The 25,147-nt window shown below is 65.3% G+C and carries 26 protein-coding genes; 14 read left to right on the top strand and 12 right to left on the bottom strand.

Annotated elements, in window-relative coordinates:
* Nucleotides 1-14: 14 nt before the first annotated feature.
* Nucleotides 15-485, top strand: a complete 471-nt coding sequence (locus tag ACEN9T_RS07515) for a DUF1854 domain-containing protein (RefSeq protein ID WP_260772845.1) — start codon at nt 15-17, stop codon at nt 483-485.
* 29 nt (nt 486-514) lie between these two features.
* Here the strand turns inward: ACEN9T_RS07515 and ACEN9T_RS07510 are convergent, their stop codons facing one another.
* Nucleotides 515-1,657, bottom strand: a complete 1,143-nt coding sequence (locus ACEN9T_RS07510; RefSeq protein ID WP_413705969.1) for a serine hydrolase domain-containing protein — start codon at nt 1,655-1,657, stop codon at nt 515-517.
* Nucleotides 1,658-1,852: 195 nt separating this feature from the next.
* Between ACEN9T_RS07510 and ACEN9T_RS07505 the strand changes: the two genes are divergently transcribed.
* On the top strand, nt 1,853-3,466 hold the full coding sequence (locus tag ACEN9T_RS07505; RefSeq protein WP_413705968.1) for a glucan biosynthesis protein: 1,614 nt from the start codon (nt 1,853-1,855) through the stop codon (nt 3,464-3,466).
* A 64-nt stretch (nt 3,467-3,530) separates the two neighbouring features.
* Here the strand turns inward: ACEN9T_RS07505 and ACEN9T_RS07500 are convergent, their stop codons facing one another.
* On the bottom strand, nt 3,531-3,968 hold the full coding sequence (locus ACEN9T_RS07500; RefSeq protein WP_092975029.1) for a hypothetical protein: 438 nt from the start codon (nt 3,966-3,968) through the stop codon (nt 3,531-3,533).
* 168 nt (nt 3,969-4,136) lie between these two features.
* Nucleotides 4,137-4,952 carry an OXA-60 family carbapenem-hydrolyzing class D beta-lactamase gene (blaOXA, locus tag ACEN9T_RS07495; protein ID WP_413705967.1) on the bottom strand — a complete coding sequence of 272 codons (816 nt, stop codon included), beginning with the start codon at nt 4,950-4,952 and terminating at the stop codon, nt 4,137-4,139.
* Between the two features lie 196 nt (nt 4,953-5,148).
* On the opposite strand from blaOXA, the gene ACEN9T_RS07490 reads away from it, so the two are divergent.
* From ACEN9T_RS07490 to pcp, 3 genes are all read left to right on the top strand, one after another.
* Nucleotides 5,149-6,759 (top strand): hypothetical protein, encoded by a 1,611-nt coding sequence (locus ACEN9T_RS07490; RefSeq protein ID WP_413705966.1) that lies wholly within the window; start codon nt 5,149-5,151, stop codon nt 6,757-6,759.
* 61 nt (nt 6,760-6,820) lie between these two features.
* Nucleotides 6,821-7,240, top strand: a complete 420-nt coding sequence (locus ACEN9T_RS07485) for a MarR family winged helix-turn-helix transcriptional regulator (RefSeq protein ID WP_413705965.1) — start codon at nt 6,821-6,823, stop codon at nt 7,238-7,240.
* A 79-nt stretch (nt 7,241-7,319) separates the two neighbouring features.
* Nucleotides 7,320-7,967 (top strand): pyroglutamyl-peptidase I, encoded by a 648-nt coding sequence (pcp, locus tag ACEN9T_RS07480; RefSeq protein ID WP_413705964.1) that lies wholly within the window; start codon nt 7,320-7,322, stop codon nt 7,965-7,967.
* 70 nt (nt 7,968-8,037) lie between these two features.
* Here the strand turns inward: pcp and ACEN9T_RS07475 are convergent, their stop codons facing one another.
* The 3 genes from ACEN9T_RS07475 to ACEN9T_RS07465 are packed head-to-tail and all read right to left on the bottom strand — an operon-like array spanning nt 8,038 to nt 9,604.
* On the bottom strand, nt 8,038-8,664 hold the full coding sequence (locus ACEN9T_RS07475) for an FMN-dependent NADH-azoreductase (protein WP_092975017.1): 627 nt from the start codon (nt 8,662-8,664) through the stop codon (nt 8,038-8,040).
* On the bottom strand, nt 8,661-9,110 hold the full coding sequence (locus ACEN9T_RS07470; RefSeq protein WP_092975014.1) for a GNAT family N-acetyltransferase: 450 nt from the start codon (nt 9,108-9,110) through the stop codon (nt 8,661-8,663). The genes ACEN9T_RS07475 and ACEN9T_RS07470 overlap by 4 nt, the downstream gene beginning before the upstream one ends.
* Entirely contained in the window at nt 9,107-9,604 is a 498-nt protein-coding gene (locus ACEN9T_RS07465) for a carboxymuconolactone decarboxylase family protein (protein ID WP_092975011.1), read from the bottom strand. Before ACEN9T_RS07465 ends, ACEN9T_RS07470 begins: the two co-directional genes overlap by 4 nt.
* Nucleotides 9,605-9,681: 77 nt before the next feature.
* Here ACEN9T_RS07465 and ACEN9T_RS07460 point away from each other — a divergent pair, with 77 nt between their 5' ends.
* The 3 genes from ACEN9T_RS07460 to ACEN9T_RS07450 all read left to right on the top strand — a co-directional run bounded on the left by ACEN9T_RS07460 (nt 9,682) and on the right by ACEN9T_RS07450 (nt 11,912).
* A complete protein-coding gene (locus ACEN9T_RS07460) occupies nt 9,682-10,200 on the top strand; it encodes a MarR family winged helix-turn-helix transcriptional regulator (protein WP_413705963.1) in 519 nt (172 codons plus the stop codon).
* A gap of 104 nt (nt 10,201-10,304) precedes the next feature.
* Complete coding sequence (locus ACEN9T_RS07455) at nt 10,305-10,973, top strand: PadR family transcriptional regulator (protein WP_092975005.1); 669 nt, start codon at nt 10,305-10,307, stop codon at nt 10,971-10,973.
* A 117-nt stretch (nt 10,974-11,090) separates the two neighbouring features.
* The gene (locus ACEN9T_RS07450) at nt 11,091-11,912 is read left to right on the top strand and encodes a siderophore-interacting protein (RefSeq protein ID WP_413705962.1); all 822 of its coding nucleotides are present in this window, start codon (nt 11,091-11,093) and stop codon (nt 11,910-11,912) included.
* Between the two features lie 13 nt (nt 11,913-11,925).
* Here the strand turns inward: ACEN9T_RS07450 and ACEN9T_RS07445 are convergent, their stop codons facing one another.
* Nucleotides 11,926-12,177 (bottom strand): hypothetical protein, encoded by a 252-nt coding sequence (locus tag ACEN9T_RS07445; protein WP_413705961.1) that lies wholly within the window; start codon nt 12,175-12,177, stop codon nt 11,926-11,928.
* 214 nt (nt 12,178-12,391) lie between these two features.
* Between ACEN9T_RS07445 and ACEN9T_RS07440 the strand changes: the two genes are divergently transcribed.
* On the top strand, nt 12,392-13,981 hold the full coding sequence (locus tag ACEN9T_RS07440; protein WP_413705960.1) for a methyl-accepting chemotaxis protein: 1,590 nt from the start codon (nt 12,392-12,394) through the stop codon (nt 13,979-13,981).
* A gap of 20 nt (nt 13,982-14,001) precedes the next feature.
* Here ACEN9T_RS07440 and ACEN9T_RS07435 read toward each other — a convergent pair whose 3' ends face one another.
* Entirely contained in the window at nt 14,002-17,553 is a 3,552-nt protein-coding gene (locus ACEN9T_RS07435) for an EAL domain-containing protein (protein ID WP_413705959.1), read from the bottom strand.
* A 689-nt stretch (nt 17,554-18,242) separates the two neighbouring features.
* On the opposite strand from ACEN9T_RS07435, the gene ACEN9T_RS07430 reads away from it, so the two are divergent.
* The 4 genes from ACEN9T_RS07430 (at nt 18,243) to ACEN9T_RS07415 (ending at nt 21,188) form a co-directional block, all read left to right on the top strand.
* Nucleotides 18,243-18,551 carry a FeoA family protein gene (locus tag ACEN9T_RS07430; RefSeq protein WP_092974990.1) on the top strand — a complete coding sequence of 103 codons (309 nt, stop codon included), beginning with the start codon at nt 18,243-18,245 and terminating at the stop codon, nt 18,549-18,551.
* A gap of 42 nt (nt 18,552-18,593) precedes the next feature.
* Nucleotides 18,594-20,459: a ferrous iron transport protein B gene (feoB, locus tag ACEN9T_RS07425; RefSeq protein ID WP_413705958.1), complete on the top strand. Its 1,866-nt coding sequence runs from the start codon at nt 18,594-18,596 to the stop codon at nt 20,457-20,459.
* The gene (locus ACEN9T_RS07420) at nt 20,456-20,776 is read left to right on the top strand and encodes a DUF6587 family protein (RefSeq protein WP_413705957.1); all 321 of its coding nucleotides are present in this window, start codon (nt 20,456-20,458) and stop codon (nt 20,774-20,776) included. The genes feoB and ACEN9T_RS07420 overlap by 4 nt, the downstream gene beginning before the upstream one ends.
* Nucleotides 20,777-20,882: 106 nt before the next feature.
* A complete protein-coding gene (locus tag ACEN9T_RS07415; RefSeq protein ID WP_092974981.1) occupies nt 20,883-21,188 on the top strand; it encodes a hypothetical protein in 306 nt (101 codons plus the stop codon).
* Nucleotides 21,189-21,198: 10 nt separating this feature from the next.
* Here the strand turns inward: ACEN9T_RS07415 and ACEN9T_RS07410 are convergent, their stop codons facing one another.
* The 4 genes from ACEN9T_RS07410 to ACEN9T_RS07395 all read right to left on the bottom strand — a co-directional run bounded on the left by ACEN9T_RS07410 (nt 21,199) and on the right by ACEN9T_RS07395 (nt 24,132).
* Entirely contained in the window at nt 21,199-21,450 is a 252-nt protein-coding gene (locus ACEN9T_RS07410) for a hypothetical protein (RefSeq protein WP_092974978.1), read from the bottom strand.
* Nucleotides 21,451-21,546: 96 nt separating this feature from the next.
* Complete coding sequence (gene fur / locus ACEN9T_RS07405; RefSeq protein WP_413705956.1) at nt 21,547-22,002, bottom strand: ferric iron uptake transcriptional regulator; 456 nt, start codon at nt 22,000-22,002, stop codon at nt 21,547-21,549.
* 466 nt (nt 22,003-22,468) lie between these two features.
* Nucleotides 22,469-23,680: a CynX/NimT family MFS transporter gene (locus ACEN9T_RS07400; protein WP_413705955.1), complete on the bottom strand. Its 1,212-nt coding sequence runs from the start codon at nt 23,678-23,680 to the stop codon at nt 22,469-22,471.
* The gene (locus ACEN9T_RS07395) at nt 23,677-24,132 is read right to left on the bottom strand and encodes a nucleoside deaminase (RefSeq protein ID WP_413705954.1); all 456 of its coding nucleotides are present in this window, start codon (nt 24,130-24,132) and stop codon (nt 23,677-23,679) included. The genes ACEN9T_RS07400 and ACEN9T_RS07395 overlap by 4 nt, the downstream gene beginning before the upstream one ends.
* Before the next feature lie 94 nt (nt 24,133-24,226).
* Between ACEN9T_RS07395 and ACEN9T_RS07390 the strand changes: the two genes are divergently transcribed.
* Entirely contained in the window at nt 24,227-25,114 is an 888-nt protein-coding gene (locus ACEN9T_RS07390; protein WP_092974967.1) for a LysR family transcriptional regulator, read from the top strand.
* Nucleotides 25,115-25,147 lie beyond the last annotated feature (33 nt).

Below are 25,147 nucleotides of genomic sequence, written 5' to 3'. Positions count from 1 at the left end.
CTGAAATGACTGCGATGCAAACGCCCGATTTCACCCTGAGCCGCAACGGCTTCGGCAAGCTTGTGATGACCCTGGCCGACGGCACCGCGCATGAAGGCGTGGTGCCCGTGCGCGCGTTCCCGATCTCCGCCGCGGGCGAGGGCTTGAGCCTGATGAGCACCGACGGCCACGAGCTGGCATGGATCACGCAGCCCGATGCGCTGCCCGCGCCGATGCGTGTGCTGATCGAAGCCGAACTCGGCGCGCGTGAATTCATGCCCGAGATCCGCAAGATCGTCGGCGTTTCGACCTACGCCACGCCCAGCACATGGACGGTGCAGACCGACCGCGGCCAGACCGACCTCGTGCTGCGCGGCGAAGAAGACATCCGCCGCCTGACCGGCACCACGCTGCTCATTTCCGACAGCCACGGCATCCACTACCTGATCCGAGATCTGCTTGCGCTGGACAAGCACAGCCGCAAGATTCTCGACCGGTTCCTTTAAGCCCGCGTAGCCCCGCAACCGCGCCGCCGTTAGCGGGGTGTCGGCTGCACGGCAGTCATCACTTGGTCGAGCAGGGTTTCAGCCTGCTTCCAGGAGGCAGACTGGTTGTAATCGCCCGCCGTGGTGACGATCACCATGTCCAGCCCGGGCACGATCCACAGACGCTGGCCGCCGTTGCCGATGCCCCCGATCCACGCCTGTTCGGTGCCACCAGCCGCCACCTTGCCGAGCCACCACTGATAGCCGTACTGCAAGCCCATGCCGGTATCGATGTGCGGGCGCGTCGATTCGGCAATCCACTCGGCGGGCACGATCTGCCGCCCATTCCACTGGCCGTGCTGCAGCACGAGCTGGCCGATACGCGCGAGGTCTCGAGGGCGCAGGCGTACGCCGGCAAACGCCAGCGGGCGGCCACGGTAATCGTCCACCCATTCCCAGTCGGTGATGCCCAGCGGTTCGAACAGTTGCTTGCGCGCGTACTCCGGCAACGACATGCCGACGCGCTCTGCCAGCAGCTGCGCCAGTACCGCCGTGTTGCCGCCGTTGTAATTGAACTGCGTGCCAGCCGACGCCGCCATCGGGCGGTCGAACACGTAATGCGCCTGAGAGGTGTGCCAAAACAGTCCGAACTCGTCGTTGTTGAACAGGCTCGTCGCACGCCATTCGTTCCAGGCAAGGCCGCTCGACATCGACAGCATCTGCGAGAGCGTAATCGCCTCACGGCCGCCGCGATTCAGGTCGGCCAGCCCCGGAAACAGTGACAGCGCCGGTGTATCGAGAGGCGGCATCTTCCCCTGCCCTTGCGCAATGCCCCACAGCAGGCTCGTCACCGATTTGCTGATCGAGCGGATGTCGTGAAGCGTGCTGGCGTCGAACGTGCGCGTGGTGCGGAACAGATCCTTCACCCGCTCATCCTTGCCGGCGTGATAGCCCTCCGCCACCAGATGGCCACGACGCACCACGAGCAGGCTGTGGAAGTTGATATCGGCTTCGGCGAAATTACGCAGGACGGCGCAAAGGCGGGTGGCATCGAAACCGGCTGCGGCAGGGTCGGCTTCGGTCTGCCAGCCGTCATTCAACTGGGCGGGCGGATCGCAGGATGCCGCCCAGGCGCTGCATGCCGCGCAAACCAATGCCAAAGCGATGCCGATGCTGCGCAGTCGTAGCGTCATCCCAGCCCCCAACGGAAGTGGCCTAAGTATCGTAGCCGGCACTTGCAAGTTCAAACGTTCTGCGACGAATGGTCGATCTGGGCGACCAAACGGCAGCGGATCGGCCATCCGGGGGAGTGTTCAGCCGGCGTCGGAACCTGGGCCCGCGTTACCATGTCGGACCCTTCTTATTCATCAGTCACATCACAGGCACCTATGGTCACACGTCGAACCCTTCTTGCCTCCGCCTCCGTTACCGCCACGCTGGCGGCGCTCGGCATCACGCCCGAGGCGCTGGCCGCCAATCGCGTCAAGCTGGGCGATGCCGCGCCGTTTTCTTTCGATGCGCTGATCGAACGCGCCCGCACGATGGCCGGCAAGCCTTACACGCCGCCCGCCACGGCGCCGGCCGACATCCTGGCCAAGATCGACTACGAAGCGCACGGCAAGATCAAGTTCGACACCGCCCACGCGCTCTTTGCCGACGGCCCGGGCCAGTTTCCGGTGACGTTCTTCCACCTGGGCACGTTCTTCCGCGCGCCGGTGCGCATGCACGTGGTGGAAAAAGGCGCCGCACGCGAAATCGTCTACGACGAGTCGTACTTCGACATGCCCGCCGACAGCCCGGCGCGCAAGCTGCCGCGCGGCAGCGGCTTTTCCGGCTTCCGCTTTCAGGAAAGCCGTCTGGGCGATCAGAAAAAACTCGACTGGAAAAAGAACGATTGGGTTGCCTTCCTGGGCGCATCGTACTTCCGTGCGATTGGTGAGCTGTACCAGTACGGGCTCTCCGCACGCGGCATCGCGCTCGACGTTGCGCAGGCCGGCAAGCCCGAAGAGTTCCCCAATTTCACGCACGTGTGGTTCGACACGCCGGCAGACAACCGCGCCGATTCCGTGACGATCTATACGCTGCTCGACGGCCCGAGCATCACCGGTGCATACCGCTTTGTCATGCACCGCACGAAGGGCGTGGTGATGGATATCGACACGGCCATCTTCCTGCGCAAGGACGTGGAGCGCTTCGGCATCGCGCCTGCCACGTCGATGTACTGGTTCTCGGAAACCGCCAAGGGCACCGCCACCGACTGGCGCCCCGAGGTGCACGACTCCGACGGCCTCGCGCTCTGGACGGGCAACGGCGAGCGCATCTGGCGCCCGCTGAACGATCCGCCGCGCACGATGGCGTCTGCCTTTGGCGACAACAACCCGCGCGGCTTCGGGCTGCTGCAGCGCGACCGCGATTTCAACAACTACCAGGACGGCGTGCATTACGAGCGCCGCCCGAGCCTGTGGGTCGAGCCGCTGGAGGGCTGGGGCGAAGGCGCCGTGCAGCTCATCGAAATCCCGACCGACGACGAGATCCACGACAACGTCGTCGCCATGTGGGTGCCGAAGGCGCCGGCGCGCGCAGGTAGCCAGTACCGTCTGCGCTATCGCCTGCACTGGCTGGCCGATGAGCCATATCCGACGCAACTGGCGCGCTGCGTGGCCACGCGCATGGGCAACGGCGGCCAGCCGGGCCAGCCGCGTCCGCACGGCGTGCGCAAGTTCATGGTCGAGTTCAAGGGCGGCCCGCTGGAGAAGCTGCCCTTCGGCACCAAACCGGAGGCGGTGCTCAGCACCTCGCGCGGCACGTTCTCGTACGTGTTTACCGAAGCCGTGCCGAACGGCGTGCCAGGCCACTGGCGCGCCCAGTTCGATCTGACGGTGGACGGGAAGGAACCGGTGGATATGCGGTTGTTCCTGCGGGTGGATGGCAAGCCGCTGTCGGAGACGTGGCTGTACCAGTACCACCCGTTTCAATCGCCGGTGGGGCCGGTCGCGTCTTAAGCGTCGTCGCAACGGTCAATCGCAACGGTTCACAAACAAGGCGGGGATTTCCCCGCCTTTTTCATTACTGGTAGGACAGCGTCACCACCGCCAGCGCTGGCTCCGCCCCCGGCGCGCGCGACAAGGTCAGCGTGCCGTTGTTTGCCGTCAGCAGGCTCGCCTTGAAACCGCCGTATTTGGCCAGGACGTCCGCCTTGCTGCGCGCATCGCCCACCCGCAGGGGCCTGAGCGAGGATGCCGCACGCGCCTCCACTGACACGTCGACCGGCACGACCCGCACCGCTGTCGAGCGAAAGTCGAGCACCACCTGATCGCCTGACGCAGAGGGACGCGTCTGCAAGCCCGCGCCCGCCGCCTGCAGCGCCGGCTGCACACGGAACCCGGCCTCGACGATCGCGCCCGTGAAATAAATCACGCCGTCCTGGCTGCCGCCTGCAAGCGCGCCACTCGCTCCGATGGCCGCCGTGATGGCGACGGCCATTGCCTTGTAGACCCTGAACATAAGACCCCCCGGATGCTCGCCCCTCGGGCGATGTTTCGCGTCTGGCCGCCTTCCGGCGGACCGCCGCAATAGTTTTTTACGATTTTCATCGTCCTCCGGATCCATCTCATTGTGGAGTGCGGGCATCCCTAATTGCGGGTCAGATAGAGGAACCTACAGGTGCGCGTCTCACGGCGTCGGCCACACCTCCAGGGCCTGCATCAACTGCTTGCCCAACGGAATACGCTTGGCCATGTCGCCCTCGCGCGGCATGTCGATGTTCAGTGCGAAGGCGTACACGCGCCCGGCACGTTCCACCCAGCCGACCCACCAGCCAATCTCCGGCTGATACTCCGTGGCAACGCCCGTCTTGGCATACAGCGCGGCATCGCCCTGCTGCTCGATCAACAGCATGCGGTGGACCATATCCCACGTGCCCGGCTTCACCGGCAACTGCTTGAGCGCCATGCGGCTCGTAAAGCGCGCTTCTTCGAATGCGGAAATCTCCAGCGGGCCGCGTAGCCAGAATTGATCGATCACGCTGCCGAGTTGGCGATTGCCGTAGTCGAACGCATCAACGTAGGCCTGCATGCGTTCAAAGCCCACGCGGCGCGCCACCTCCTGGTAAATCGGCACGGCCGACAACCGGATCGCCTCGGGCAACGCCATATCGTGTTCCCACTGCTTGTAAGGCTGCGGCTTGCCGCCGTAAGGCAGCACTTCTTGGTCGTCGCGCACGGCTCCAGTGTCGAAGGCGATGAGGCTGTTCGGAATCTTGAACGTGGATGCCGGATGGATGCGCCGCGCGGCCCGCGCCGGGTCAACGACGTACGTGCGATCAGCGCTGATGTCCATCAGGACGAAGGTGCCGGAAACGCCGGCTGCGTCGAACACGCGCTTGAGGTCATTGCGCACGACCAGCTCGGCGTGGGCAGTGGCGGTGCTCATGGCAACGGCGCAGGCCGTGAGGGCAAACGCGAAGGTCTTCGACCAGCGAGAGAACATGAAACGCTCCTTGAAATGGGTGGATGGCTGCCGGCAACCGTCGATGCGCAGATGAGCCGGCGCTGCGCATCGTAGGGAGTGCGCCGTGCCGTCGCCAGCGTGCGCGGCAAGCCTCACGTCACGCGCGTAACGCCTGTAACGAAGGGCTTGGCGCACAATGGCGCCACGTTTCGTTTCGCTTCGCCTGATTGCCTGCATGACGCCGCCTGCCCTGCCCGCCCTCCATGTCGAACTGACCACCCCGCAAACCGTGGATGGCCGGCGCGCGCCGTTCCAGAGCCTGTGGCTGCTGGTGCGGCTGGCATACGCGCATCGTCTGTCGCCGGAGCAACCGCTGGTGCGCCTGGCCGACCTGCGCGGCGCCGTGTCGGACGCCAGCACGCAGCGCATGATGATCAGCCGCGCCTTTCGCGATTGGCAGAACTGGGGCGTTCAAGCGGGCTGGGGTGAACAGCGCGACCGCGAGCCGCGCTTCCTCAACGCAGATAAGCGCAGCCAAGGGCCCTTCTGGCTCACACCCGAAGATGCGGCACGCGTGATCTGCCTGGTGGAAGGGCGGATTGCCGATGACGCCGATGTGCGCGCCTTCCTCGGGATTGCCTCCCCAGATGGCAGCACGGACAACAGCACCGATGCCAGCGCCAGCGCGCTGTCCGGCCCGGCGCCTGGCACGCCCAACCCCGCGTTCTGGCACGCCTTTCTGACCGCGCGCCACGCCATGCGCGAAGGCCGCCTGCTGCATGCGCTGAGCGCCAGCTCGGGCGCATCGGACACCGAACGCGGCGGTGCCCTGCTCGCGCTGCGCCACGCCGGCGACGCCGCCGACAACGATTTCCAGCGCGCCCTCGTCACCCTGGGCGAGGCAATGGCTGCGCGCCGCCTCGGAGATTCCACACGCGCGAGCGCCCTGCTCTCCCAACTACGCGCGCACCGCAGGCAGCGCCATGTGCTCGGCAACGACTACCTCGCCGCCATGGAGCGCATCGTCACCGCATGGTGTGCGTATGACCGCCGTGACCTCGACCTCGCCGCCGGCCTGCTCGCCCGCCTGGCCGATGCCGAGCCCGGCCGCAGCCTGCTGCGCTATCACCCGCAGATCCGCTTCGAGTGGAACAACCTCAGCGCCCTCATCGAGCGCGCCCGCCTGCTCTACGCTGATGCCGACGGCATTGCATTGGACGTACGCGCCCAGGCCGCACAGCGCATCGTCGCGCAATTCGAAACCGCGCTGGCTGCCGCACTGGAAAGCCAGGCCTCCGACGCCGTCCAGCAGGTGGCCGCCAACCTCGGCATGACGTGCTGGCTGCTGCGCGACGTGCTCGGCAACTCGACGCATGCCGACGGCACCGTCGATGCCGTTCGCTGGCTGGCCATGAGCGAATGGCAGGCGCTGCGCAACGGCGGACCGCTGCAATCGGCGTGGAATGCCATCGCGCTGATGCGGATTGCGCGCGCCGACAGGCACGGCGCAGTGCTCACGCTGGCCGATCTCCGCACGCAGGCCGGCCCGTTTGCCGAGGCCTTCGACGCGCGCTACTGGCCGCAGCGCTGGACCGATGTTGCCGCGCTGCGCCTGCGCGAACACGACAGCGGCCGTCACCGCTACGGCCACGTTCAGGTGAGCGGATTGTTGCTGGAGCTGGCGTGGTTTGCCCATGTGGACGGCGATCACCTCACCGCCCGCACGATGATGGACCGCCTCTCGCAAGCCATGCAAGACCTGGCGCCGCACGATCGTGCCTATTTCGTCCAGGCGCTGAAGCAACTCATGCACACGGCGCAAGCCGCACCTTCAGCCGCATCTTGAGCAGATCGTCGGATGGAAATATTTGTTGCATAGCTAACGATACGTGGCTAGACTGCCGCACATGTTTGATCATTGCCTGTACTTCAACACCACCGCACTGGCGCGCTCCGTCGAGCGCGAATGGACAGCCGCGTATGTGCCGTTCGGCCTGACGCCGCCGCAAGGCTTTGTGCTGCGCGTGGTGCTCAAGCGGCCCGGTGTGCGCAACCGCGAACTGGCCGAGGTGCTTGGGATTGCCCGGCCCACCGCCACGCGTCTTGTCGATGGCTTGATTGCCAAAGGTCTGGCGGAACGCCAAGCCTCCGCAGAGGACGGCCGCGAATCGAACCTCTTCCCCACGGATGCCGCGCGCGAACTGGAGGCCGCGTTGCAGGCTGCGAGCGCCAGAGTGGCACGGCGCGTGCGCGAACATGTCGGCGCCACCGCGTTCGACGATACGGTGCAGGCTATCCGCAGCGTTCGCGGCGCATTGAACACGTAAGGCAACCGAGGCTGCATCTGCGGCCTTTTTTGATCAACAAATAGTTGCATAACTACGCATATATCCCAGGAGCGCCCGCATGACCACCGTTCTCATCACCGGCATCGAGCCGTTTGAATCCGACCCGACCAACCCATCGTGGGACATCGCGCAGGCGCTCGACGGCACGCAGGTGGATGGCGCTGTCATTGTGGCGCGGCAGTTGCCGTGCGTGTTTGGTGTTGCCAACGAGAGGCTGGTGGAGGCAATCGAGGACACATCGCCCACCCTCGTATTCGCGCTCGGGCTGGCCACGGGCCGAACAGAGATTTCGGTGGAGCGCGTGGCCATCAACGTGATCGACGCCCGCATTCCGGACAACGCGGGCAATCAGCCCGTTGATAGGCCCGTGGTGAACGATGGGCCGGCGGCGTATTTCTCCACGCTACCGATCAAGGCGATCGTGCAAACGCTGCGCGAGGCCGGCGTGCCGGCGGGCGTGTCGCAGAGTGCTGGCACGTACAACTGCAATCACCTGTTTTACGGCTTGATGCACCACATTGCCACGCGTGCGCCGCACGTGCGCGGCGGCTTCATTCACGTGCCGACGACGCCCGAGTTGGCGGCCCGCCATGCGGGCCGGCCGAGCCTGTCGATCGATACCCAGATCAAAGGGATACGTCTGGCGGTGCATACGGCACTGGCCACGCAGGCAGATCTCAAGGTGACCGGCGGTGCGGTGCACTGACACGCGTGATGGCAAGTGGCAGCCCTGGCGCCACAGGCAAGCCACGCTTTTTTCTTTCGCGCGACAACCCTCAAGCCACCAGCGGCATGAGCAGCATCCGCGCAGCCAGTTCCTGTCGAAAGCTCTCCAAGGCCCGCGCGGCGGAATCGGCCCCGCGTGCCGTGTGCTGCAAGCGGATGCCTTCCACCTGATGGATGCCCACCGTGGCAAACACATAACGCAGATACGGCATCAGAAAATCGGTCTGCGCGTGGGCACCATCAAAATTGCCGCCGGATGCAGACACCACCAGTACCGAGCGATCGGTCAGCATGCCCACCTTGCCCGTCGGCGTGCGCCGGAACGTGCGTTCGGGCCGCACCACCAAGTCGATCCACGCTTTCAACGCCGACGGCACTGTGTAGTTATGCACCGGCGTGGAGATCAACACGGCATCCGCCGCTTCCAGTTCGCCGATCAGCGTTTCCGACAGTGCAAGCTGAGCGCGGTGCGCCGCGGTGCGGTCGGCATCGGGCATGAGGCTGGCCTCGACAAAGCCGGCATCGGGATGCGGCAGCGGCGTGGCCGCCAGGTCGCGCTCGATGATGCGCACGTCACCCGCGGCTTCGGCCAATTGTGCAATGACCAATTGCGCGCCACGCCGGCTGTGCGAACGATCATCACGCGGGCTCACGGCCACGTGCAGCAGCGTTGTCATCGGGCACCTCCAGGTCGCGTGTTCATGCCAAAGCGCAAGGCGCCTGCAAGCAGCCCGTTGCGATAGTAGAAGCGGTGGCCGAGCACGTTGGACAGCGGCGTGTCGAGCACCAGCCTTGCACAGCCCAGACGCTCGGCTTCAGCCTTGAGGTGGTCCATCAGCACGTTGCCGAGGCCGCTGCTGCGCAGGTTGGCATCGGTCACCAGATCGTCGACATACAGGAACGGCCCGTAGACGAGGTTCTCCTGCTGCCGATACCCCGCCAGCGCGACCGGCACGCCCTCGCGCCAGACAGCGATGAGGCGATAGCCGTCTTCGACCTGCCGGCGCCAGCGCGCAGCCAGCTCGTCGGCGTCGGCAAGATGCGGCCGCAGTTGGTGCATGACGGGAAAGCACGCACGCAACGCGGCCTCGTCTTCGATGGGGCGGATGGCGTCCATGGTCATGCGCCCTCCGGTGCCAGGGCGGCCGGCACCTGCGGCGCAAAGCGCATCGCCACGGCAATACGGTTCCACGCCTGGATGTTGGCGACAGCGGCCGTGAGGAAGGCGACTTCCGTCCGGGAAAAATGCTCAAGCACGGCGTTGTATTCGTGATCTTCCACGCCGTGGTCGGCGGCGCGGGCCAGGGTGGTCAGCGCTTCCGTCCAGGCCAGCGCGGCACGCTCGCGCGGCGAGAAAACCGCCGGTGTGTCGCGCCAGACCGCCACCAGATCGAGCTTGGCCGGCGCCATGCGCAGCTTCCGCGCCAGATTCAGGTGGAATTGCACGCAGAACGCGCAGCCGTTGATTTGCGACGCGCGCAGCTTGACGAGTTCGGTCAGCGGCTTTTCCAGCCCTGAGGCATCCACCGCCTTGCCGAGCGCCTGGAGCGCGGGCGCCACGCCGACGGCGGTGTCGACAAATTCCGAGTAATCCATGCGAGGGGAGAGATCTTCCATGTCTGGCTCCTGCTGAAGGTCCGGGTTGGAGGAGTGGTAATATCAGCGTTCGAACATCATATTCGAACTCTGACATCATGAGCAAGCGCACCCCTGCCGCCAGCAAGGAAAACGACACGACACGCAACTCGCCCTCCATCCCCGAGCCCGGCCAGGGCAAGCGCGGTGAGGAAGGCTATCTTGGCTACCTGCTGCGCCAGGCCAATGCCGCCCAGCGGCTGCGCATGGAGCGCGCCATGGCCGACGTAGGCGTCACGCTGCCGCAATTCCTCGTGCTCACGATGCTCCGCGCCTACCCCGGCATCTCGAACGCCGACCTCGCCCGACTGACCCTGCTGACGCCCCAGACGGTGAGCGTGATCGTCACCAACCTGGAGCGCAGCGGCGCCATCACCCGCCGGCCCCACGCGGTGCACGGCCGAATCCAGCATATCGACGTCACTGCGGAGGGGGCCACCCTGCTTTCCGCGTGCCGGGAACGCTCGGGCGGCATTGAGCAGGACTTGCTGGAGGGGTTCTCACCCGAGGAGGAAGAGGTCGTGCGGCGCTGGCTTGTGCATGTCGCCAAGCTCGGTAGCAACAAAACTTCTCCGTAACCCTCGCACCATTTTTCCTCCGCTGCCCTTGACTTCTGGACGACCGTCACTATCATGCGATGTATCTTAAGATATATCTGATGATGTTCTTCAGGAGAATGGCAATGCGCGGTTGGTTCGGACACCACCACAAAATGTGGATTGAAAAGCACTTCATGATGGGTCGCCACGGCCATGGCGGACACGGTTTCGGGCGAGGCATGGGCGGCTTTGGCGGCCCCGGCGGCTACGGCGAAGGTGATGACGAAGGCGGCAGCCCGTGGCGCGGCCGCCGGCTCAGCTCGGCCGACCTGCAGCTCGTGCTGCTGGCGATGCTCAAGGGCACGCCCCGCCACGGCTATGAATTGATCAAGGCGGTGGAAGAGCATTCGCTCGGCTTCTACACGCCAAGCCCAGGCATGGTGTACCCGGCGCTGTCGTATCTGGAAGACCACGGTTTTGCTTCTGTCACGGTCGAAGGCAACAAGAAGCGCTACGGCATCACCCCCGACGGCGAAACATGGCTGGCCGAACGCCAGCACAGCGCCGATGCCATCCTTGCGCAACTGCGCGCCATGGGCGAGCGCGTGAAGCGCATGAACGAAGCCATGGCCTTCGACCGCGAAACCGACAACGCCGCCGAATGGACTGACACGGGACACGACCCGCTGCGTACCGCGCGCTGGCGCCTGAAGTTCGCCCTCATGGAAAAACGCTTCGCCTCGCGCGAAGAACAGCAGCGCGTGGCAGACATCCTGCTACGTGCTTTGAAAGAAATTACCGGCGAGCGGTAAGCGGTAAGCGGTAAGCGGTAAGCAGCAGCATCCGTCCAGCCGCCCCGGGGATGTTTCATCGCCCGGGCCACCGCCTCGATCCCCGGGTCGCAGTCTCGGTCCATTTCGCAGCCATCTATGTTTGCCTTCAATCGCACACAAGGTCTCATGTCGCAGCTGCTCAGTTCTGTCAAACCCGCCACACGCCGCGTGCGTGTGCGCGCCATCCATACGCTGTCCCCGCGCATGCGCCGCGTGGTATTTACCGGCGTAGCCGCGGCAGATCTCTCTGATCTGGCGGGTGCTGCCCCCGGCGCCGCCATCAAGCTGATGTTTCCGCACGATGCCGCAGGCTCCGGCCGCACGCTGGGGCGCGCTTACACCATCCGCCGCTATCACGCGGAGCGTGATGAACTCGAAATCGATTTTGTCGTGCACGACGAAACACCCGCCGCGCAGCACGGCCCTGCCGCACGCTGGCTCGAACACGCCGCCCCCGGCGATGAAGTGGAATTTGCGGGCCCCAAGCGCGGCTTCCGTGCCAACCCGGCTGCACCGTGGACGCTGCTCATTGGCGATGAAACGGCGTTACCCGCCATCTTCGCGATTCTCGAAACCCTGCCCACGCACGCGCAGGTGCTGACCTATATCGCCATTGGCGACGCCCGCGCCAGACTGCCCCTGGAAGGTGCCTTGGCCGCGCACCCGCGCAGCCGCAGCATTCATTGGGTGGAGAGCGATACGGCGCACGCCGGCGCCATGATGGTCGGCGCACTGAGTGCCCAGCCCATGCCGACCGGCACGCCACAGGTGTTCCTGGCCGGCGAGGCGTCATTGCTCAAGCAGGTCCGTACCCTGCTCGAAGGTGCCTGGGCGGTGCCCCGCGACGCCATCGATGCCAAGGGCTACTGGACGGCAGGGCTCTCGCGCGAAGAACGCAAGGCGGCCGAGGCGCGTTGATCTTCGAGTCGCCTCAGGTGGCGATCTCCGCACTAGGCGTGGCACCCCGCACCCAATCGCGCAGCAGGCGCTGCCCGTAAAGCAGCGCCGCGTCCATCGCTTCGCGCGGGGAGCCAAACGTGCATCCGGGTCGCACCGGTTGCGAGCCAGACAACGATTGCCCTTCCGTGCTGCGGAACACCACCTCGACACGCGCCTCCCAGCCCCGCCCGCCGGCGGGCACCACACGCGGGACGATCTCAACGTCTCCACAGATCTTGTGCACCTCGTTCCTCCGTCTGCAGCGCCTGAACAGCGCATTGCCAGCCAAGTAGCAACGGCCATGCCTGTCTATGAGGGCCTTGTGATTTGATCGAGATCAACTGCGGGCGCACGCATCACCTTTAGCCCGTCGCCAGTGTGCCGATGCAAAGAAGAACAGCGCGTCTCGCGCGCGCCCCTCCTTCCGTCCATCTGCGCCCACGAAGCGCGGCACAACCATGCGCAAGAATCTGCCGGTCACCCAAGCCGAAACCGCCCTCAACCCGACGGACTACCTCATCTCCCGGACCGACCTCAAAGGCCGCATCGTCTTCGCCAACCCAGCGTTCGTGCGCATCAGCGGCTATTCGCAGGAGGAACTAGTGGGTGCGCCGCACAACCTCGTGCGCCACCCTGACATGCCCGAAGCCGCGTTCGCCGACTTGTGGGCAACCCTGCAAGCCGGCAAGCCGTGGCGTGGCTTCGTCAAGAACCGTCGCAAGGATGGCGGCTTCTATTGGGTGCTGGCCAACGTGACGCCGGTGTTTCAGAACAACGCGGTGGTCGGTTATACGTCCGTGCGTTCGATGGCCACGCCTGCGCAGATCGGGCGCGCGCAACGTGCCTACACCGCCATCAACGAGGGCGACACGTCGTACACCGTGCGCGCCGGCCGCATTCTGCGCACGGGCTGGCGGCGCGCCGCGAACCTGCTCCAGCTCGAGAGCCTGCGCTTCAAGGTGATCGGTCTGCAAACGCTGATTGCGTCGGCCATCCTGATCGGTACGCTGTGGGCGCACATCGCGCTGGAAGCCGCCGATCTGCATGGCGCAGCGTGGCTCGTTTTCAGCCGCGACTGGCTGTGGCTCACCGGCGTGGGTTGCGCCGGGCTGGCGACGATGTCTGGCGTGCTGCTTGCGCGCACGCTCATCCGTCCGCTGGAAGAAGCCGCCATGCTGGCCACACGCCTGGCAGCCGGCGATCTGACCACCGTGGTCGAAGCCCGCTCCCACGACGAGCTGGGCGAAGTCATGCGCGCCATGGCGACCATGCGCGCGAGCCTGTCGTCCATCGTGCGCGACATCCAGGACGGTGCCGCCAGCGTCGCACACAGCACGCTGCAGATTTCGGCCGGCAACCATGACCTCTCTGCCCGCACTGAACAGCAGGCCGCCGCGCTGGAAGAAACCGCTTCAAGCATGGAAGAGCTGACATCGATGGTTTCGCAGAATGCCGACCACGCCCGTGCGGCCAGTGCACTTGCCGAGGAGGCCTCCACGATCGCGGCCGACGGCGGCCAGGTCGTGCAGCGCGTCGTGCACACCATGGATGCCATCCGCGCCGACAGCCAGCGTGTGACCGAGATCATCGCCACCATCGAGAGCATCGCGTTCCAGACCAACATCCTTGCGCTCAACGCGGCTGTGGAAGCTGCCCGCGCGGGCGAAGAAGGCCGCGGCTTTGCGGTTGTCGCGGGCGAGGTGCGCAGCCTCGCGCAACGCAGCGCCCAGGCCGCAGCGCAGAGCAAGGAGATCATTCGCGCATCCGATCAATCCGTGCGCGATGGCGTGGACCTCGTTCACAAGGCCGGCGCGACCATGACGCAGATCGTGCAGTCAGTGCAGACCGTCACGCAGCTCATGTCGGAAATCTCGGCCAGCTCGCGCGAGCAGAGCAGCGGCATTGCGCAGATCAACGCGTCGGTTTCGCAGCTCGATGGGGTAACGCAGCAGAACGCCACGCTGGTGGAAGAAGCTGCAGCGGCCACGTCGGTGCTGGCGCGCCAATCGGAAGATCTGAAGCATGCCATCGCGGTGTTCCGCGCGTAGCGCCGTGGCGGGTGCGGGCCTTACAGCGTGAAGCGCGTGTCGCGCTCCAGGAGCGCCGTCACCGCATCGGGCAACAGCGGCTCGCTGAAGAAATAACCCTGCAGCACGTCGCATTGGTGCGAAGCGAGGAAGGCAGACTGCGCGGCATCTTCCACGCCTTCCGCGCACACCTTCACGCCCAGGTTGTGCGCAAGCACCACGACCGTCGTGCAGATGGCGGCATCGTTGGAATCGCGGTCGATGTCCTTGACGAACGCGCGGTCGATCTTGATGAGATCAATCGGCAAGCGCTTCAGATAGGCCAGGCTCGAATAGCCCGTGCCGAAGTCGTCGATGGCAATGCGCACCCCAAGCTGGCGTATGGCCGTGAGGTCTTCGATCGTGCGCTCGGTGCCCTCCATCAGCATCGACTCAGTCACTTCCAGTTCAAGAAAGCCCGAGCCGAGGCCGTATTGGCGCTGGAGCTTGAGTAGCGTCGGCAGCACGGTGCCGCGCTTGAACTGCAGCGGCGAGACATTCACTGCCAGCGTCAGATCCTCGGCCAGGCCACGTTTGTGCCACTCGGCGCGCTGCTGCGCGGCCTCGGTCAAGACCCAGTTGCCGATCTCGACAATCAGCCCGCTTTCTTCGGCCACCGGAATGAACGCAGCCGGCGGCAGCAACCCCCGCGTCGGATGAATCCAGCGGATCAGTGCTTCCAGCCCGCACACGCGGCCCGTCTTGGTGTCGATCTGCGGCTGATACAGCAAGCGGAACTGCCCTTGTTCCAGCGCTGCCCGAATCTGGTGCTCCAGGTTCAGCCGGTACGACACACCGATGTCCATCTCGGGGGCGAAAAATTCCAGCCGATTGCGGCCGTTCTGCTTCGCGTAGTACATCGCCATTTCGGCATGGCGGATGAGGCTATCGGCGTCTGCGCCGTGCGCCGGGTATTCGGCCACGCCAATGCTTGCGGTCACGAATACTTCGTGCCCTTCCACGCGCACGGGCTCGGCAAACAGATCAAAGCCGAAATCGACGCCGCGCGAACCTGCGTGCGAGATCACCAGTGCAAACACGTCGCCGCCAAAACGCGCCACGGTGTCCACCGTATCGGCTGCATCGCGCAGGCGCTCGGCCACACGGCGCAGCACCTCGTCGCCCAGCAGGTGGCCAAGGCTGTCGTTGACGACCTTGAAACGGTCAATGTTGACCAGCGCCACATAGAAGCGACTGCGCTGGCGTGCAGCCATCTCCACCGATTGCTGCACGCGATCGGCCAGCAGCGTTCGGTTGGGCAGACCCGTGAGCGAATCGATGGTGGCGTGCTGCGCCAGGCGCGCGCGCGTCATCTCTTGCTCGGTCACGTCGTCCTGAATGCCAACGTAATGCGTGACCGCACCTTTGGCATCGCGCACCGGCGAGAGCAGGAAGTTGTTCAGGAACGCGTGGCCGTCCTTGCGGAAGTTGCGCAGCAGCACGCGGATCTCGCTCTCGTCGCGCAGGGCAGCACGCACTTCGTTGAGCGCAGGCTGCCCCGGTTCGGACGAATGCAGGAAGCGCGCGTTACGGCCCAGCACTTCTTCTGCGCGATAGCCCGTCATGCGCTCGAAGCCCGGGTTTACGTACACGACCGGAAGGTCAGGCTGCTGCGCGTCGGCCACGGTAATGCCGGACGGCACCGACTCGACCACGCGACGCAGCAAGCGCAGTTGCTCGTCGGATTCGCGCCGCTCGGTGATGTCCTGCATGGTGCCAAACAGGGCGACAACCTCATCACGATCGTTGCGCTCGATGTTGCCGCGCGAAAGCACCCAGCGGTGCTCCCCGTCGCGGCGGATCATCTCCAGGTCCAGCGCGTATGGTTCACCTTCGGTCACGGCGCGGCTGGCGGCTTCACGCAGTCGGTTATAGCTGTCGGCGGTAAAGAACTGCGCCTGCTGTGCAAAGGCAGGAGGCGCGCCCAGCGGCATACCCGTCAGCACATACATGCCCGACGACCATGTAGTCGAATCGCGCAGCACGTCCCAGCGCCAACTCCCCAGGAGCGCAATCTGCTCGGCGACGCGCAGGTTCGCTTCACTGCTGCGCAGCTCCTGCTCAATCGCCGAGCGCTGCGAAATGTCGGTCACCCCGCCGACCACGCGCACGGCGCGACCGTTCTGATCCCGATACAGGCTCGCACGAATTTCCACCGTGCGCGTGGCACGGTTGGCGTCGATCACCCGGCAGACGTGCTGCCAGCTGTCGCGGTCTGAATTCAGTACGGCGCGCAACTCTTGGGCGAAGGCATCGACGTCGTCCGGATGCACAAACTGATGGAACGTCAGCGTGCGCGAGGAGCCCCCACCTGTGCCGTCGTCGTCGCCCTGACTCAGCAGTGCGTCGCTACCAAGCAGCCGATGCAGGCTGGCGTTGGCCCAGGATTCGCCGGTGGCGATATCCCAGTCGAAGATCCAGTCGTTGGTGGCGCGCGCCACGCGCTGGAAGCGTTCGGTCAGGCGATGAACGGTGGCGTCGTGGCGCTGGATCGCGGCACGCATTTCGTTGAAGGTGCGCTCAAGCAGCGAGAGTTCATCACGCGAGCCGCCGTGCTCGGGCACGCGGGCAGAAAAATCACCCGTGGCGTAATGGCGCGCTGCATCCACCAGGGCATCGATGCGCGGCATCACCATCCGCCGAAGCGCCCACTGGATCAGCGCCAGCAGCATCACGACCATGAGCAGGATCGCGCCGCCGCCGGCCAGCGTCACGTTGCGCTGCTGGCGAACGATGTCGGTTGCATCCACGCCGCGCACGATTCGCAAATGTCCGCCGGCCGCATGCGGCACCACCATGGCGGCATAGGCACGGCGCACGCCGTCTGTATCGTCCACCAGAAGAGGCTCTCCCGGCTGCTGGGCCGCGGCAGCGACCAACTGCCCGTGCACGACAGCCGGCACCTGGGCGGACTCCAGAACACCGTGGGTCGACAACACGTTGCCGACGGCATCCACCAGGTAGACCGGCGCGTCCGGCATGCCGTCAACGGCCGCCGCAATCAACGCGCTCTGCCGCACGGCCGCGTACGCCACGCCACGGATGGCGCCGTCGCTGCCTGCCATCGGCCGCGCCGAAATCAACACCGCCTGCCCGGAGGCGCGTCCGATCACGAACGTCGAGAGGGATGGCCGCCCCGTCGCCATGATCGCGTTGATGTACGGCCGGTCTGACAGATCGACGCCGAGCTTCGCCGTGTCGGGGGTGCATACCAGCTTGCGATGCGCATCGATGATGCCGAGATTCGCGAGTTCGGTCTGGTTATGGAAGACGCGGTTGACGAAACTGCTGCACTCTTGCTGCTCCATGTGCAGGGCCGAATCGTCGGCGAGCAGCACCGAGAGCAGCGTATTGGCGTTGGAAAGCACCATGCCGACGCGGGCAGCAGCGGCCTCAGTTTCGTGGGTCAGGTGCTGAGCAAGATGATCATTGAGCCGGTCACGGTAAAGCGCCACACCAGCAATCGCCACGACAATGGCCGGCAAGGCGGCCACCGCGGCCAGAGCAAGCAAGCGGCCGCGCAGCGTGGTGGGAAAGAGAGCGTGCTTCGGCACTTGGATGACCGGTAGAGCCTTATGTGGAGAGCGGGTGCACTCTGCGGTTGCACGATGCGCGGCTCAAGGACCATCCCCCCGGCGCACGATGCAGTTGCGGCATCGTGCCGGCTGACGGCTGACGCAGTGCGCAAGCATTTTGCTTGCAATTCCTATCGCACGCAACTTGTGGATAGTCTGTAGTCGACCCGGCCGCAAATCGGCGTGGCAGGCGGCATGAGGGGTGGTAGCGGCGTTGGGGAAGCGGTGCCCGACCCGCCGTTGCCGCGATGCTGCTCAACCGTAACGCGAGCTGGTGATCACGGTGCCGGCTGCTTCTGGCGGGGGGACCCCAGAGCACGGCACGCGCCCATAGAAAAAGCCACCGGATAGCGGTATCCGGTGGCTTCAAGAATACGCTTTGAACGGGGAAGTTCAGCGCAGTTGAAGGATAGGCAATGGTCCCCGTTCAGGCCAATACCCAGGATAGGGTAATTTGGGAAAAACCCTGCATGGGCAGCGGTTTTGTCCGCCCCGCGCCTTCGCGTGTGCCTTCTGCGCAACGCCTGACTCCGTAACAACCCGTCCTCCGAAATATCCATCCTGGCGACCAGGTGCCGCAGCCCGTCACAAGGGATGTTGCGTTATAATGAAAACGATTCGCATTTAGCTTCCTTGCTTGTACCACGCTACGTTAACGATCACGCACGATGCGGCTTTCCGAGCTTTCCCGCCGGGCGACGGCGGTGGTGGATCACGTTGAAGACCGTGAACCCGCCGATCCCATCAGCCAACGCCTGCGCGAACTCGGGTTCGTGACGGGCGAAGAGGTGCGCGTGGTGGCCGTCGGCCCGTTCGGCGGCGATCCGCTGGTCGTGCAGGTGGGCTTTACCCGCTTTGCACTGCGTCGCCAGGAGGCTGCCCGCGTGCGCGTGCGCGCCGAATCGGCCACGCGACCCGCAGCCGCCATCGCCGCCCCCGAAACGGCCCCGCCCTCCAAGGTACGCGAGGCGGCGTAGCCCGCCTCCCATTGCCGCCTTCGGCTCCGCTTATCCGGCTTCATGCAGATGCACGCTTCTTCCTCCTCCGCTTCCACCCCCGCATTGCGCGTTGCCTTGGTCGGCAACCCTAACTGCGGCAAGACCGCGCTGTTCAACCTGCTGACGGGCAGCCGCCAGAAGGTCGCCAACTATGCGGGCGTGACGGTCGAGCGCAAGGAAGGCCGCTTTACCTCGCCGTCGGGCCGGCATGTGCAGATTCTCGATCTGCCCGGCGCCTACAGCCTGATCGCCACCAGCCCGGACGAAGCCATCACGCGCGATATCTGCCTTGGCACGTTCCGCGGTGAGTCCCGCCCCGACCTGCTGATCTGCGTGGTCGACGCCACCAACCTGCGGCTGCACCTGCGCTTTGTTCTGGAGCTGCAGCGCCTGGGCTTGCCGATGGTGTTGGCGCTGAACATGGTGGATGCGGCCGAGCGGCGCGGCATCCGCATCGATCGTGCCAAGCTGGAAGCCGCCCTGGGCGTACCGGTGGTGCAAACCGTGGCCATCAAACGCAACGGCGCAGCCGAGCTCGTGGCGCATATCGATCACGAACAACTCCCGGCCGTGCCGGTTGGGCTGCCGGCCGACGCCGATCCGCACGTTGAAGTGAAGCGCCTGCTCGATTCCGCCGTGACCATGCCGCGCAGCACGGCCGAGCTGGACGACCGGCTCGACCGCATCGTGCTGCACCCGGTATTGGGCCTGCTGCTGCTGGCCGTGCTGATGTTCTTTATGTTCCAGGCGGTGTTCTCCTGGGCGCAGCCGCTCATGGACGGCATCCAGGGCGGCGTGGAAGCCGTGGGCGTGTGGGTCGGCAACGTCATGCCCGACGGCATGCTCAAAAGCCTGTTGGTGAACGGCATCATCGCCGGCACGGGCAGCGTGCTGGTGTTCCTGCCGCAGATCCTGATCCTGTTCCTCTTCATCCTTTCGCTGGAAGAATCCGGCTATCTGCCGCGCGCGGCCTTCCTGCTCGACCGGTTGATGGCGGGCGCGGGGCTGTCGGGGCGTTCGTTCATTCCGCTGCTGTCGAGCTTTGCGTGTGCGATTCCCGGCGTGATGGCCACGCGCACGATTCAGGACCCGCGCGACCGGCTGGTGACGATTCTCGTGGCTCCGCTGATGACGTGCTCGGCGCGGCTGCCGGTGTATGCGCTGCTGATCGGCGCGTTCATCCCGGTGCGGCAGGTGTGGGGCCTGTTCAATCTGCAAGGACTGGTGCTGTTCGGGCTGTACATGGCGGGCATCGTGTCGGCGCTGATCGTCGCATACGTGCTCAAGTACCTGAAGCGCGATCGCAACGAGCACCCGCTCATTCTCGAACTGCCGTCGTACCGTCTGCCCAGCGTGCGCAACCTGATCGTCGGCCTGATCGAACGCGCACGCATTTTCTTGCGCCGCATCGGCACGGTCATCCTCAAGATGATGGTGGTGCTGTGGTTCCTCTCGACGTTCCCGGCGCCCCCGGCCAATGCCACGCTGCCGGCCATCGATTACAGCTTTGCCGGGATGATCGGCCGTGCGCTTGAAGTCGTGTTCGCGCCGATCGGTTTCACATGGCAGATGTGTATTGCGCTGATCCCGGGCATGGCCGCCCGTGAGGTGGCCGTGGGCGCGCTGGCGACGGTGTACTCGCTGTCGGCAACGCATGAAGATGCGGCTGCGCAGCTGGCGCCGATCATCTCCCAGCAATGGTCGCTGGCCACGGCGCTGGCCTTCCTGGCGTGGTACGTCTACGCGCCGCAATGCATCTCGACGCTGGCCACCATCCGCCGCGAAACCAACTCGTGGAAGGTCATGGCGGGGACCGCCGGTTACCTCTTCGCGCTGGCCTACCTGGCCGCGTTCGCCACCTACCAGATCGCACGGGTGCTGACATGAGCGTGTACCACGTTGTCGAAACCGGCGTTGTCGCCACGGTTGTGGCGCTGAGCGCCTTGTCGCTGACGGGCCGCTATGCGCCGGCAATGCGCGCTCGCACGGCCGCACGCGTGGCAGGCTGGTGTGATCGGCCGTCGCGGCCGGGCTGGATGCGCGCCTTCGGGCAGCGATTGCTCACGCCAGGCGAGTCGCCCTCGTGTCACTCCGATCCCCTTTCGGGCAGCGCATGCGGCAGCGGTTGCAGCGGCTGCGCCTCGGGCGACTCGGCATCCGCCGCGCCGATTGAACAGCCGATCCACTTCGTGCGGCGCAAATAACGGACGACGCAACGTCACAACACCAACGGGCTCGCATGACGCGGGCCCGTTTTGTTTTTGTCCAGCGCAGGCGTAGACTGGTCCAAACCTGAACGGGGGACGCGTCATGACCGAAGAATTGCTGGTCCAGTTGATTGCGGAAGTCGAGAAGGAAGACCCGGTGGATTTTGCCAACCTGCCCTTTGACGAGCAGATGTTGCGCGACCTGGTCTGCAAGCTGGTATCACGCCAGCTGACGCAAATGGAAAATGCCCACTTCAGCCAGGACGAGGTGATCGTCTCGCTCACCGCGAGCATCGCCAAGCTGGTCCTCGAAAATCTTGTGCTGAATGCGCGCCTGCTGGCACAGCAGGGGCAGGGTGAAAGCGCACGCGCGCTGCTGGAGCGGATTTCTCGCCAGGCGAAGGGATAGGCGGCGCGAGTTACTGGGCCGGCACCACGTTGTACTGCGTGCGGGCCCGCGTCAGTAAGCGCTTGGCGACGGACAGGCCGCGAATGGCGGCGTCATCGTCGTCGACCGGAAAATCAAACTCGGCGCTCCAGTTGCAGCCGGTGTGATCCGGGCGGTGGATGCACATCGCTCGCAGTTCGCACTGCGCGCATTCCGGATGTTGCTGGACGCAGCGGGCCAGCAAGGTCTTGAGTTCATGTTCGGACTTCAGACGGCGTTGCATCGGCATCTCCTGAATAACAGGAAGTTGGAACCCCGAGCGCGCAGTGAGTTTCGCCATGATTGCGCCGATACTGTTTCAGCAAGTTACCGGGTCACATCACGCGTTCAACCCGATCGCGCCGACCGCACCCGCACTTGCCTGACACGCGGGGCAGACGCCGTAGAGCGCCAGCGCGTGATCGCGCAGCACAAAGCCGCGCTCGTTGGCGACACGCTCCTGCCGCGACTCAATGGCGTCGTCGTGAAACTCCTCCACGCGGCCGCACGATAAGCAGATCAGGTGATCGTGGTGTGCACCCTCGTCTAGCTCATACACCGCATGGCCGGCCTCGAACGTATGGCGCAACAGCACGCCGGCATCCACCAACTGATTGAGCACGCGATAGACCGTGGAGATGCCGATGTCGAGTTCCGACGTGAGCAACTGGCGGTACACATCTTCTGCGCTCAGGTGACGGCCGTGTTCCGTACCAGCGGTGAGGATTTCCAGAATCTTGACGCGCGGCGAGGTGGCTTTAAGCCCGGCCCGGCGCAGGTCGGTCGAGTTTGGCATGGCGTTCGTTGGGGCGAGATTTGGGTACAGCAGGCGGGGCACTACAGCGGGCGAGAACCAGAAACGACCGGGCAGCAAGCGTGCAAGCCGGGTCGATGCGTTCCGAAAAAAAAGCGGCATGGCTGGCGGCCCGGAAAAGTCGCAGTCGGGAAAGCGGGGTCTGAGTGCTTTCCCGACTGTCGGGCGGCTTGCTACTGCCAAACGCTCTGTGTGTCAGAGCGGTCCCCACAAAAGATCGGTTGCCGGGCGCCGGCCCAAGAAACAGCGAGCGCACGCAGCGGAATTCAGCTCGATGCGCCGTGCAGTGGAGGAAGTGCCCCTGGGGGCAGATCCATCGGCTGCAGCGCCGTCGATGGACACACTATAAATGCGAATGATTCGCATTACAAGAATTTTCTTTGCGAACTGTTGAAGACCTTGATCCGAACACGGCTGCCCGGCACCAGAAGCGGCACCGAAAGCGGCATCACACAGGCCCGATCGCGCGGGCGTAACCCCTTGGAGCAAAGCGCAACGTGGTCACCATCGACGCGATCACGATGGCAATCAGCAGCGCCCAGGGCAGTTGGAAACCGCCCGTCACCTCGCGTAGCCAGCCGACTGCGTAGGGAATAAGTCCCGTGATGATGAAGCCGATGCCTTGTACGAAGGCCGCCAGGTAACCGGCAGCGCGTGCATCGGGCAGGTGATCAAGCGTGAGCGTCAGGCACAGCGAGAACATCGAGCCGAGCCCACCGCCAATGAGGGCGACCCACAGCGTGGTGCCGGTTTGCGGCGCGAGCAGCAAACCGACCATGCCCATGAGTTGCAAGACCAGCACCACCACCAACCATGGGCGGCGATCGGGCCAGCGGCGTGCGAGCAGCGGCGCTGCCAATGCCCCGATCACCTGGAAGATCGTCATCAGGCCAATCAGGCTGCCCGCGTCCTGTGCGCTCCAGCCGAGTTGGCGGTAGAACATCGGCAGCCACGCGATCATGCTCGTGTAGCCGCCGTTGGCCGCGCCAAAGTAGATCGCCAGCAGCCATGCGCGCCGGTTGCCGAAGAAATTGAGCACCGGCCCGCGCCGCGCGGGTGCGGAGGCTTCACGCGGGCGCGCGGTCGCCCACAATACGAGGGCCGCCAGCGCAGGCACCGCCCACACGCCGAGACCGACATGCCAATCGGCGACATGTGTAATGCGCGGGCTCAGCGTCGCCGCAATACCGCCGCCGGCCATCAGCGAGGCGGAATACAGACCCAGCGCCATCGGCACACGCTGCGGAAACCACCGTTTGACGATACCCGGCACCAGTGCCTGAACAATCGCCACGCCCGTGCCGGCCAGCGCGGCGCTTGCGATCAGCGCGGCGCCCTGCCCGGCCCACAGCCTCCACAGGCACGCGCCCGCAATGGCGAGCAGACTGCAAGCCACGCCACGATGCTCCGGCAACCAGCGCGCAAGCCACGGCAGGAACAGCGCCACGCTGCCCATGCAGAGCACGGGAATCACCGTGAGCAACGATGCGCCCTGCAAGCCAAGGCCCGTGCCGGCACGGATTTCCGCCAGCAGCGGCCCGATGGTCGTGAGAATCGGCCGCAGGTTCAGCCCAAGCGCAATCACGACCGCCACGCCGACCCAACCGGCATCGATACGCGCGGAAGCGGCTGCGGCACCCTGTGCGGCGACGTCGCTCACGATTGACGTGCCTGCCATGCGTCGTAGAGGCCCTGCTCGCCCGTCGGTCGGCACGAGCGCAGTTGCAACTCGCCACGCTCCGGTGCTCCGCGCATCTCGGCATACAGGGCGGCGGTGGACATACCGAACGGCTCGCCGTCTTCGTTCGAATACGCGAAGTACGCCGCACGAATGCCGCAGCGGTACATGGCCGCAAAGCACATCAGGCACGGATGGCCGCTGGCGTACATCACCGCGCCGCGCAGGTCGGGCGTGGCCAGCGTCTGGCTTGCCTGGCGGATGGCCTGCATTTCGGCGTGCGCGGTGGGGTCGTTGGTGGTGTGCACCTCGTTGACGGCACGCGCGACGATCTTGCCGTCGCGCACCAGCACCGCTCCAAACGGCAGGCCGCCGGCGTTGACGTTACCGCGCGCAAGCTCCACCGCCTCACGCATGTACTGCTCATTGGACATCGGGTTCTCCGCAGACGAAATTGCGGGTCGATTATGGTTGCGCCCCTAAACATGTTCAAATTAAATAGTGGAATGATGTTCAGTGGGTTTTCAAATGATTGATCTTGTCTTGCTGCGCAGCTTTGTCACGGTGGTCGATACGGGCAACTTCACCCGCGCGGCCGAGCATCTGCACCTGACGCAATCGACCGTGAGCCAGCAGATCCTCCGGCTCGAGCAGCAGTTGGACTGCCGCCTGCTCGACCGCAGCCAGCGCCAGGTGCTACCGACGGAAGAAGGCGATCGCCTGCTTGGCTACGCCCGCCGTCTGCTACGGCTGGCCAACGAAGCCAGCGAGGCGCTGAGCCCCGAACACACCGGCGGCGTGCTGCGCCTGGGCGTGCCGGAAGACCTCGGCAGCGGCGCGCTGATGCCGCTCATCGCCAGCTTCGCGCGCGAGCGCCCGCGGCTGCGTCTGGAAGTGGAAAGCGGCCTCTCCCACCACCTGCTGCGCCTATACCGCAATGGCGATCTCGACATGCTGCTCGTCAAGCAATGGGGTACCGATAGCGACTGCCATGCGCGCTGGGCCGAGCCGGTTTGCTGGATCGACAGCGCCGAGCGGCCGCACACGCTGCCGCTCGGGCCATCGCAACCTGCGTTGCCGCTGGTGGTGTTTCCGGTGGGCGCGCTGTATCGGCAGGAGATGCTGCACGCGCTGGAATCGATCGGCCAGCCGTGGCGCATCACGTATTCGAGCCCGAGCCTGGCGAGCCTGTGTGCGGCGGTCAGCGCGGGGCTGGGTGTGAGCCTGCTGCCCGCCAGCACCGTGCAGGCCGGACATCGCGTGCTCGGCGCTGCGGATGGTTTTCCGGAGATCGGCGGGCTGGAGCTGGCGCTGTTCGCGCGACCGGACCTCGACAGCGCGGGGCGTGCGCTGCGCGATCGTCTTGTCGAGATGTGCGCGGCGCGTGCGCAGGCGCTGCAATCTGCCGCCGGCTGAGCGCCGAAGCACCAAAGAAAAAGCCGGACCCGC

The sequence above is a fragment of the Ralstonia sp. Ralssp110 genome (genome assembly GCF_047325135.1).
Lineage (GTDB): Bacteria > Pseudomonadota > Gammaproteobacteria > Burkholderiales > Burkholderiaceae > Ralstonia > Ralstonia mojiangensis.
This window is presented reverse-complemented; position numbering and strand designations above follow the sequence as displayed.

Excerpts from the sequence above, each read along its gene's own strand:
- ACEN9T_RS07510 (WP_413705969.1), bottom strand. The coding sequence starts at position 1,657 with ATGACGCTACGACTGCGCAGCATCGGCATCGCTTTGGCATTGGTTTGC.
- blaOXA (WP_413705967.1), bottom strand. The coding sequence starts at position 4,952 with ATGTTCTCTCGCTGGTCGAAGACCTTCGCGTTTGCCCTCACGGCCTGC.
- ACEN9T_RS07395 (WP_413705954.1), bottom strand. The coding sequence starts at position 24,132 with ATGTCCAATGAGCAGTACATGCGTGAGGCGGTGGAGCTTGCGCGCGGT.
- ACEN9T_RS07470 (WP_092975014.1), bottom strand. The coding sequence starts at position 9,110 with ATGACCATGGACGCCATCCGCCCCATCGAAGACGAGGCCGCGTTGCGT.
- ACEN9T_RS07430 (WP_092974990.1), top strand. The coding sequence starts at position 18,243 with ATGCGGCTTTCCGAGCTTTCCCGCCGGGCGACGGCGGTGGTGGATCAC.
- ACEN9T_RS07410 (WP_092974978.1), bottom strand. The coding sequence starts at position 21,450 with ATGCAACGCCGTCTGAAGTCCGAACATGAACTCAAGACCTTGCTGGCC.
- ACEN9T_RS07450 (WP_413705962.1), top strand. The coding sequence starts at position 11,091 with ATGTTTGCCTTCAATCGCACACAAGGTCTCATGTCGCAGCTGCTCAGT.
- feoB (WP_413705958.1), top strand. The coding sequence starts at position 18,594 with ATGCAGATGCACGCTTCTTCCTCCTCCGCTTCCACCCCCGCATTGCGC.
- ACEN9T_RS07465 (WP_092975011.1), bottom strand. The coding sequence starts at position 9,604 with ATGGAAGATCTCTCCCCTCGCATGGATTACTCGGAATTTGTCGACACC.
- ACEN9T_RS07460 (WP_413705963.1), top strand. The coding sequence starts at position 9,682 with ATGAGCAAGCGCACCCCTGCCGCCAGCAAGGAAAACGACACGACACGC.
- ACEN9T_RS07490 (WP_413705966.1), top strand. The coding sequence starts at position 5,149 with ATGACGCCGCCTGCCCTGCCCGCCCTCCATGTCGAACTGACCACCCCG.
- ACEN9T_RS07415 (WP_092974981.1), top strand. The coding sequence starts at position 20,883 with ATGACCGAAGAATTGCTGGTCCAGTTGATTGCGGAAGTCGAGAAGGAA.
- ACEN9T_RS07515 (WP_260772845.1), top strand. The coding sequence starts at position 15 with ATGCAAACGCCCGATTTCACCCTGAGCCGCAACGGCTTCGGCAAGCTT.
- ACEN9T_RS07390 (WP_092974967.1), top strand. The coding sequence starts at position 24,227 with ATGATTGATCTTGTCTTGCTGCGCAGCTTTGTCACGGTGGTCGATACG.
- pcp (WP_413705964.1), top strand. The coding sequence starts at position 7,320 with ATGACCACCGTTCTCATCACCGGCATCGAGCCGTTTGAATCCGACCCG.
- ACEN9T_RS07455 (WP_092975005.1), top strand. The coding sequence starts at position 10,305 with ATGCGCGGTTGGTTCGGACACCACCACAAAATGTGGATTGAAAAGCAC.
- ACEN9T_RS07500 (WP_092975029.1), bottom strand. The coding sequence starts at position 3,968 with ATGTTCAGGGTCTACAAGGCAATGGCCGTCGCCATCACGGCGGCCATC.
- ACEN9T_RS07485 (WP_413705965.1), top strand. The coding sequence starts at position 6,821 with ATGTTTGATCATTGCCTGTACTTCAACACCACCGCACTGGCGCGCTCC.
- ACEN9T_RS07440 (WP_413705960.1), top strand. The coding sequence starts at position 12,392 with ATGCGCAAGAATCTGCCGGTCACCCAAGCCGAAACCGCCCTCAACCCG.
- ACEN9T_RS07475 (WP_092975017.1), bottom strand. The coding sequence starts at position 8,664 with ATGACAACGCTGCTGCACGTGGCCGTGAGCCCGCGTGATGATCGTTCG.
- ACEN9T_RS07420 (WP_413705957.1), top strand. The coding sequence starts at position 20,456 with ATGAGCGTGTACCACGTTGTCGAAACCGGCGTTGTCGCCACGGTTGTG.
- ACEN9T_RS07505 (WP_413705968.1), top strand. The coding sequence starts at position 1,853 with ATGGTCACACGTCGAACCCTTCTTGCCTCCGCCTCCGTTACCGCCACG.
- fur (WP_413705956.1), bottom strand. The coding sequence starts at position 22,002 with ATGCCAAACTCGACCGACCTGCGCCGGGCCGGGCTTAAAGCCACCTCG.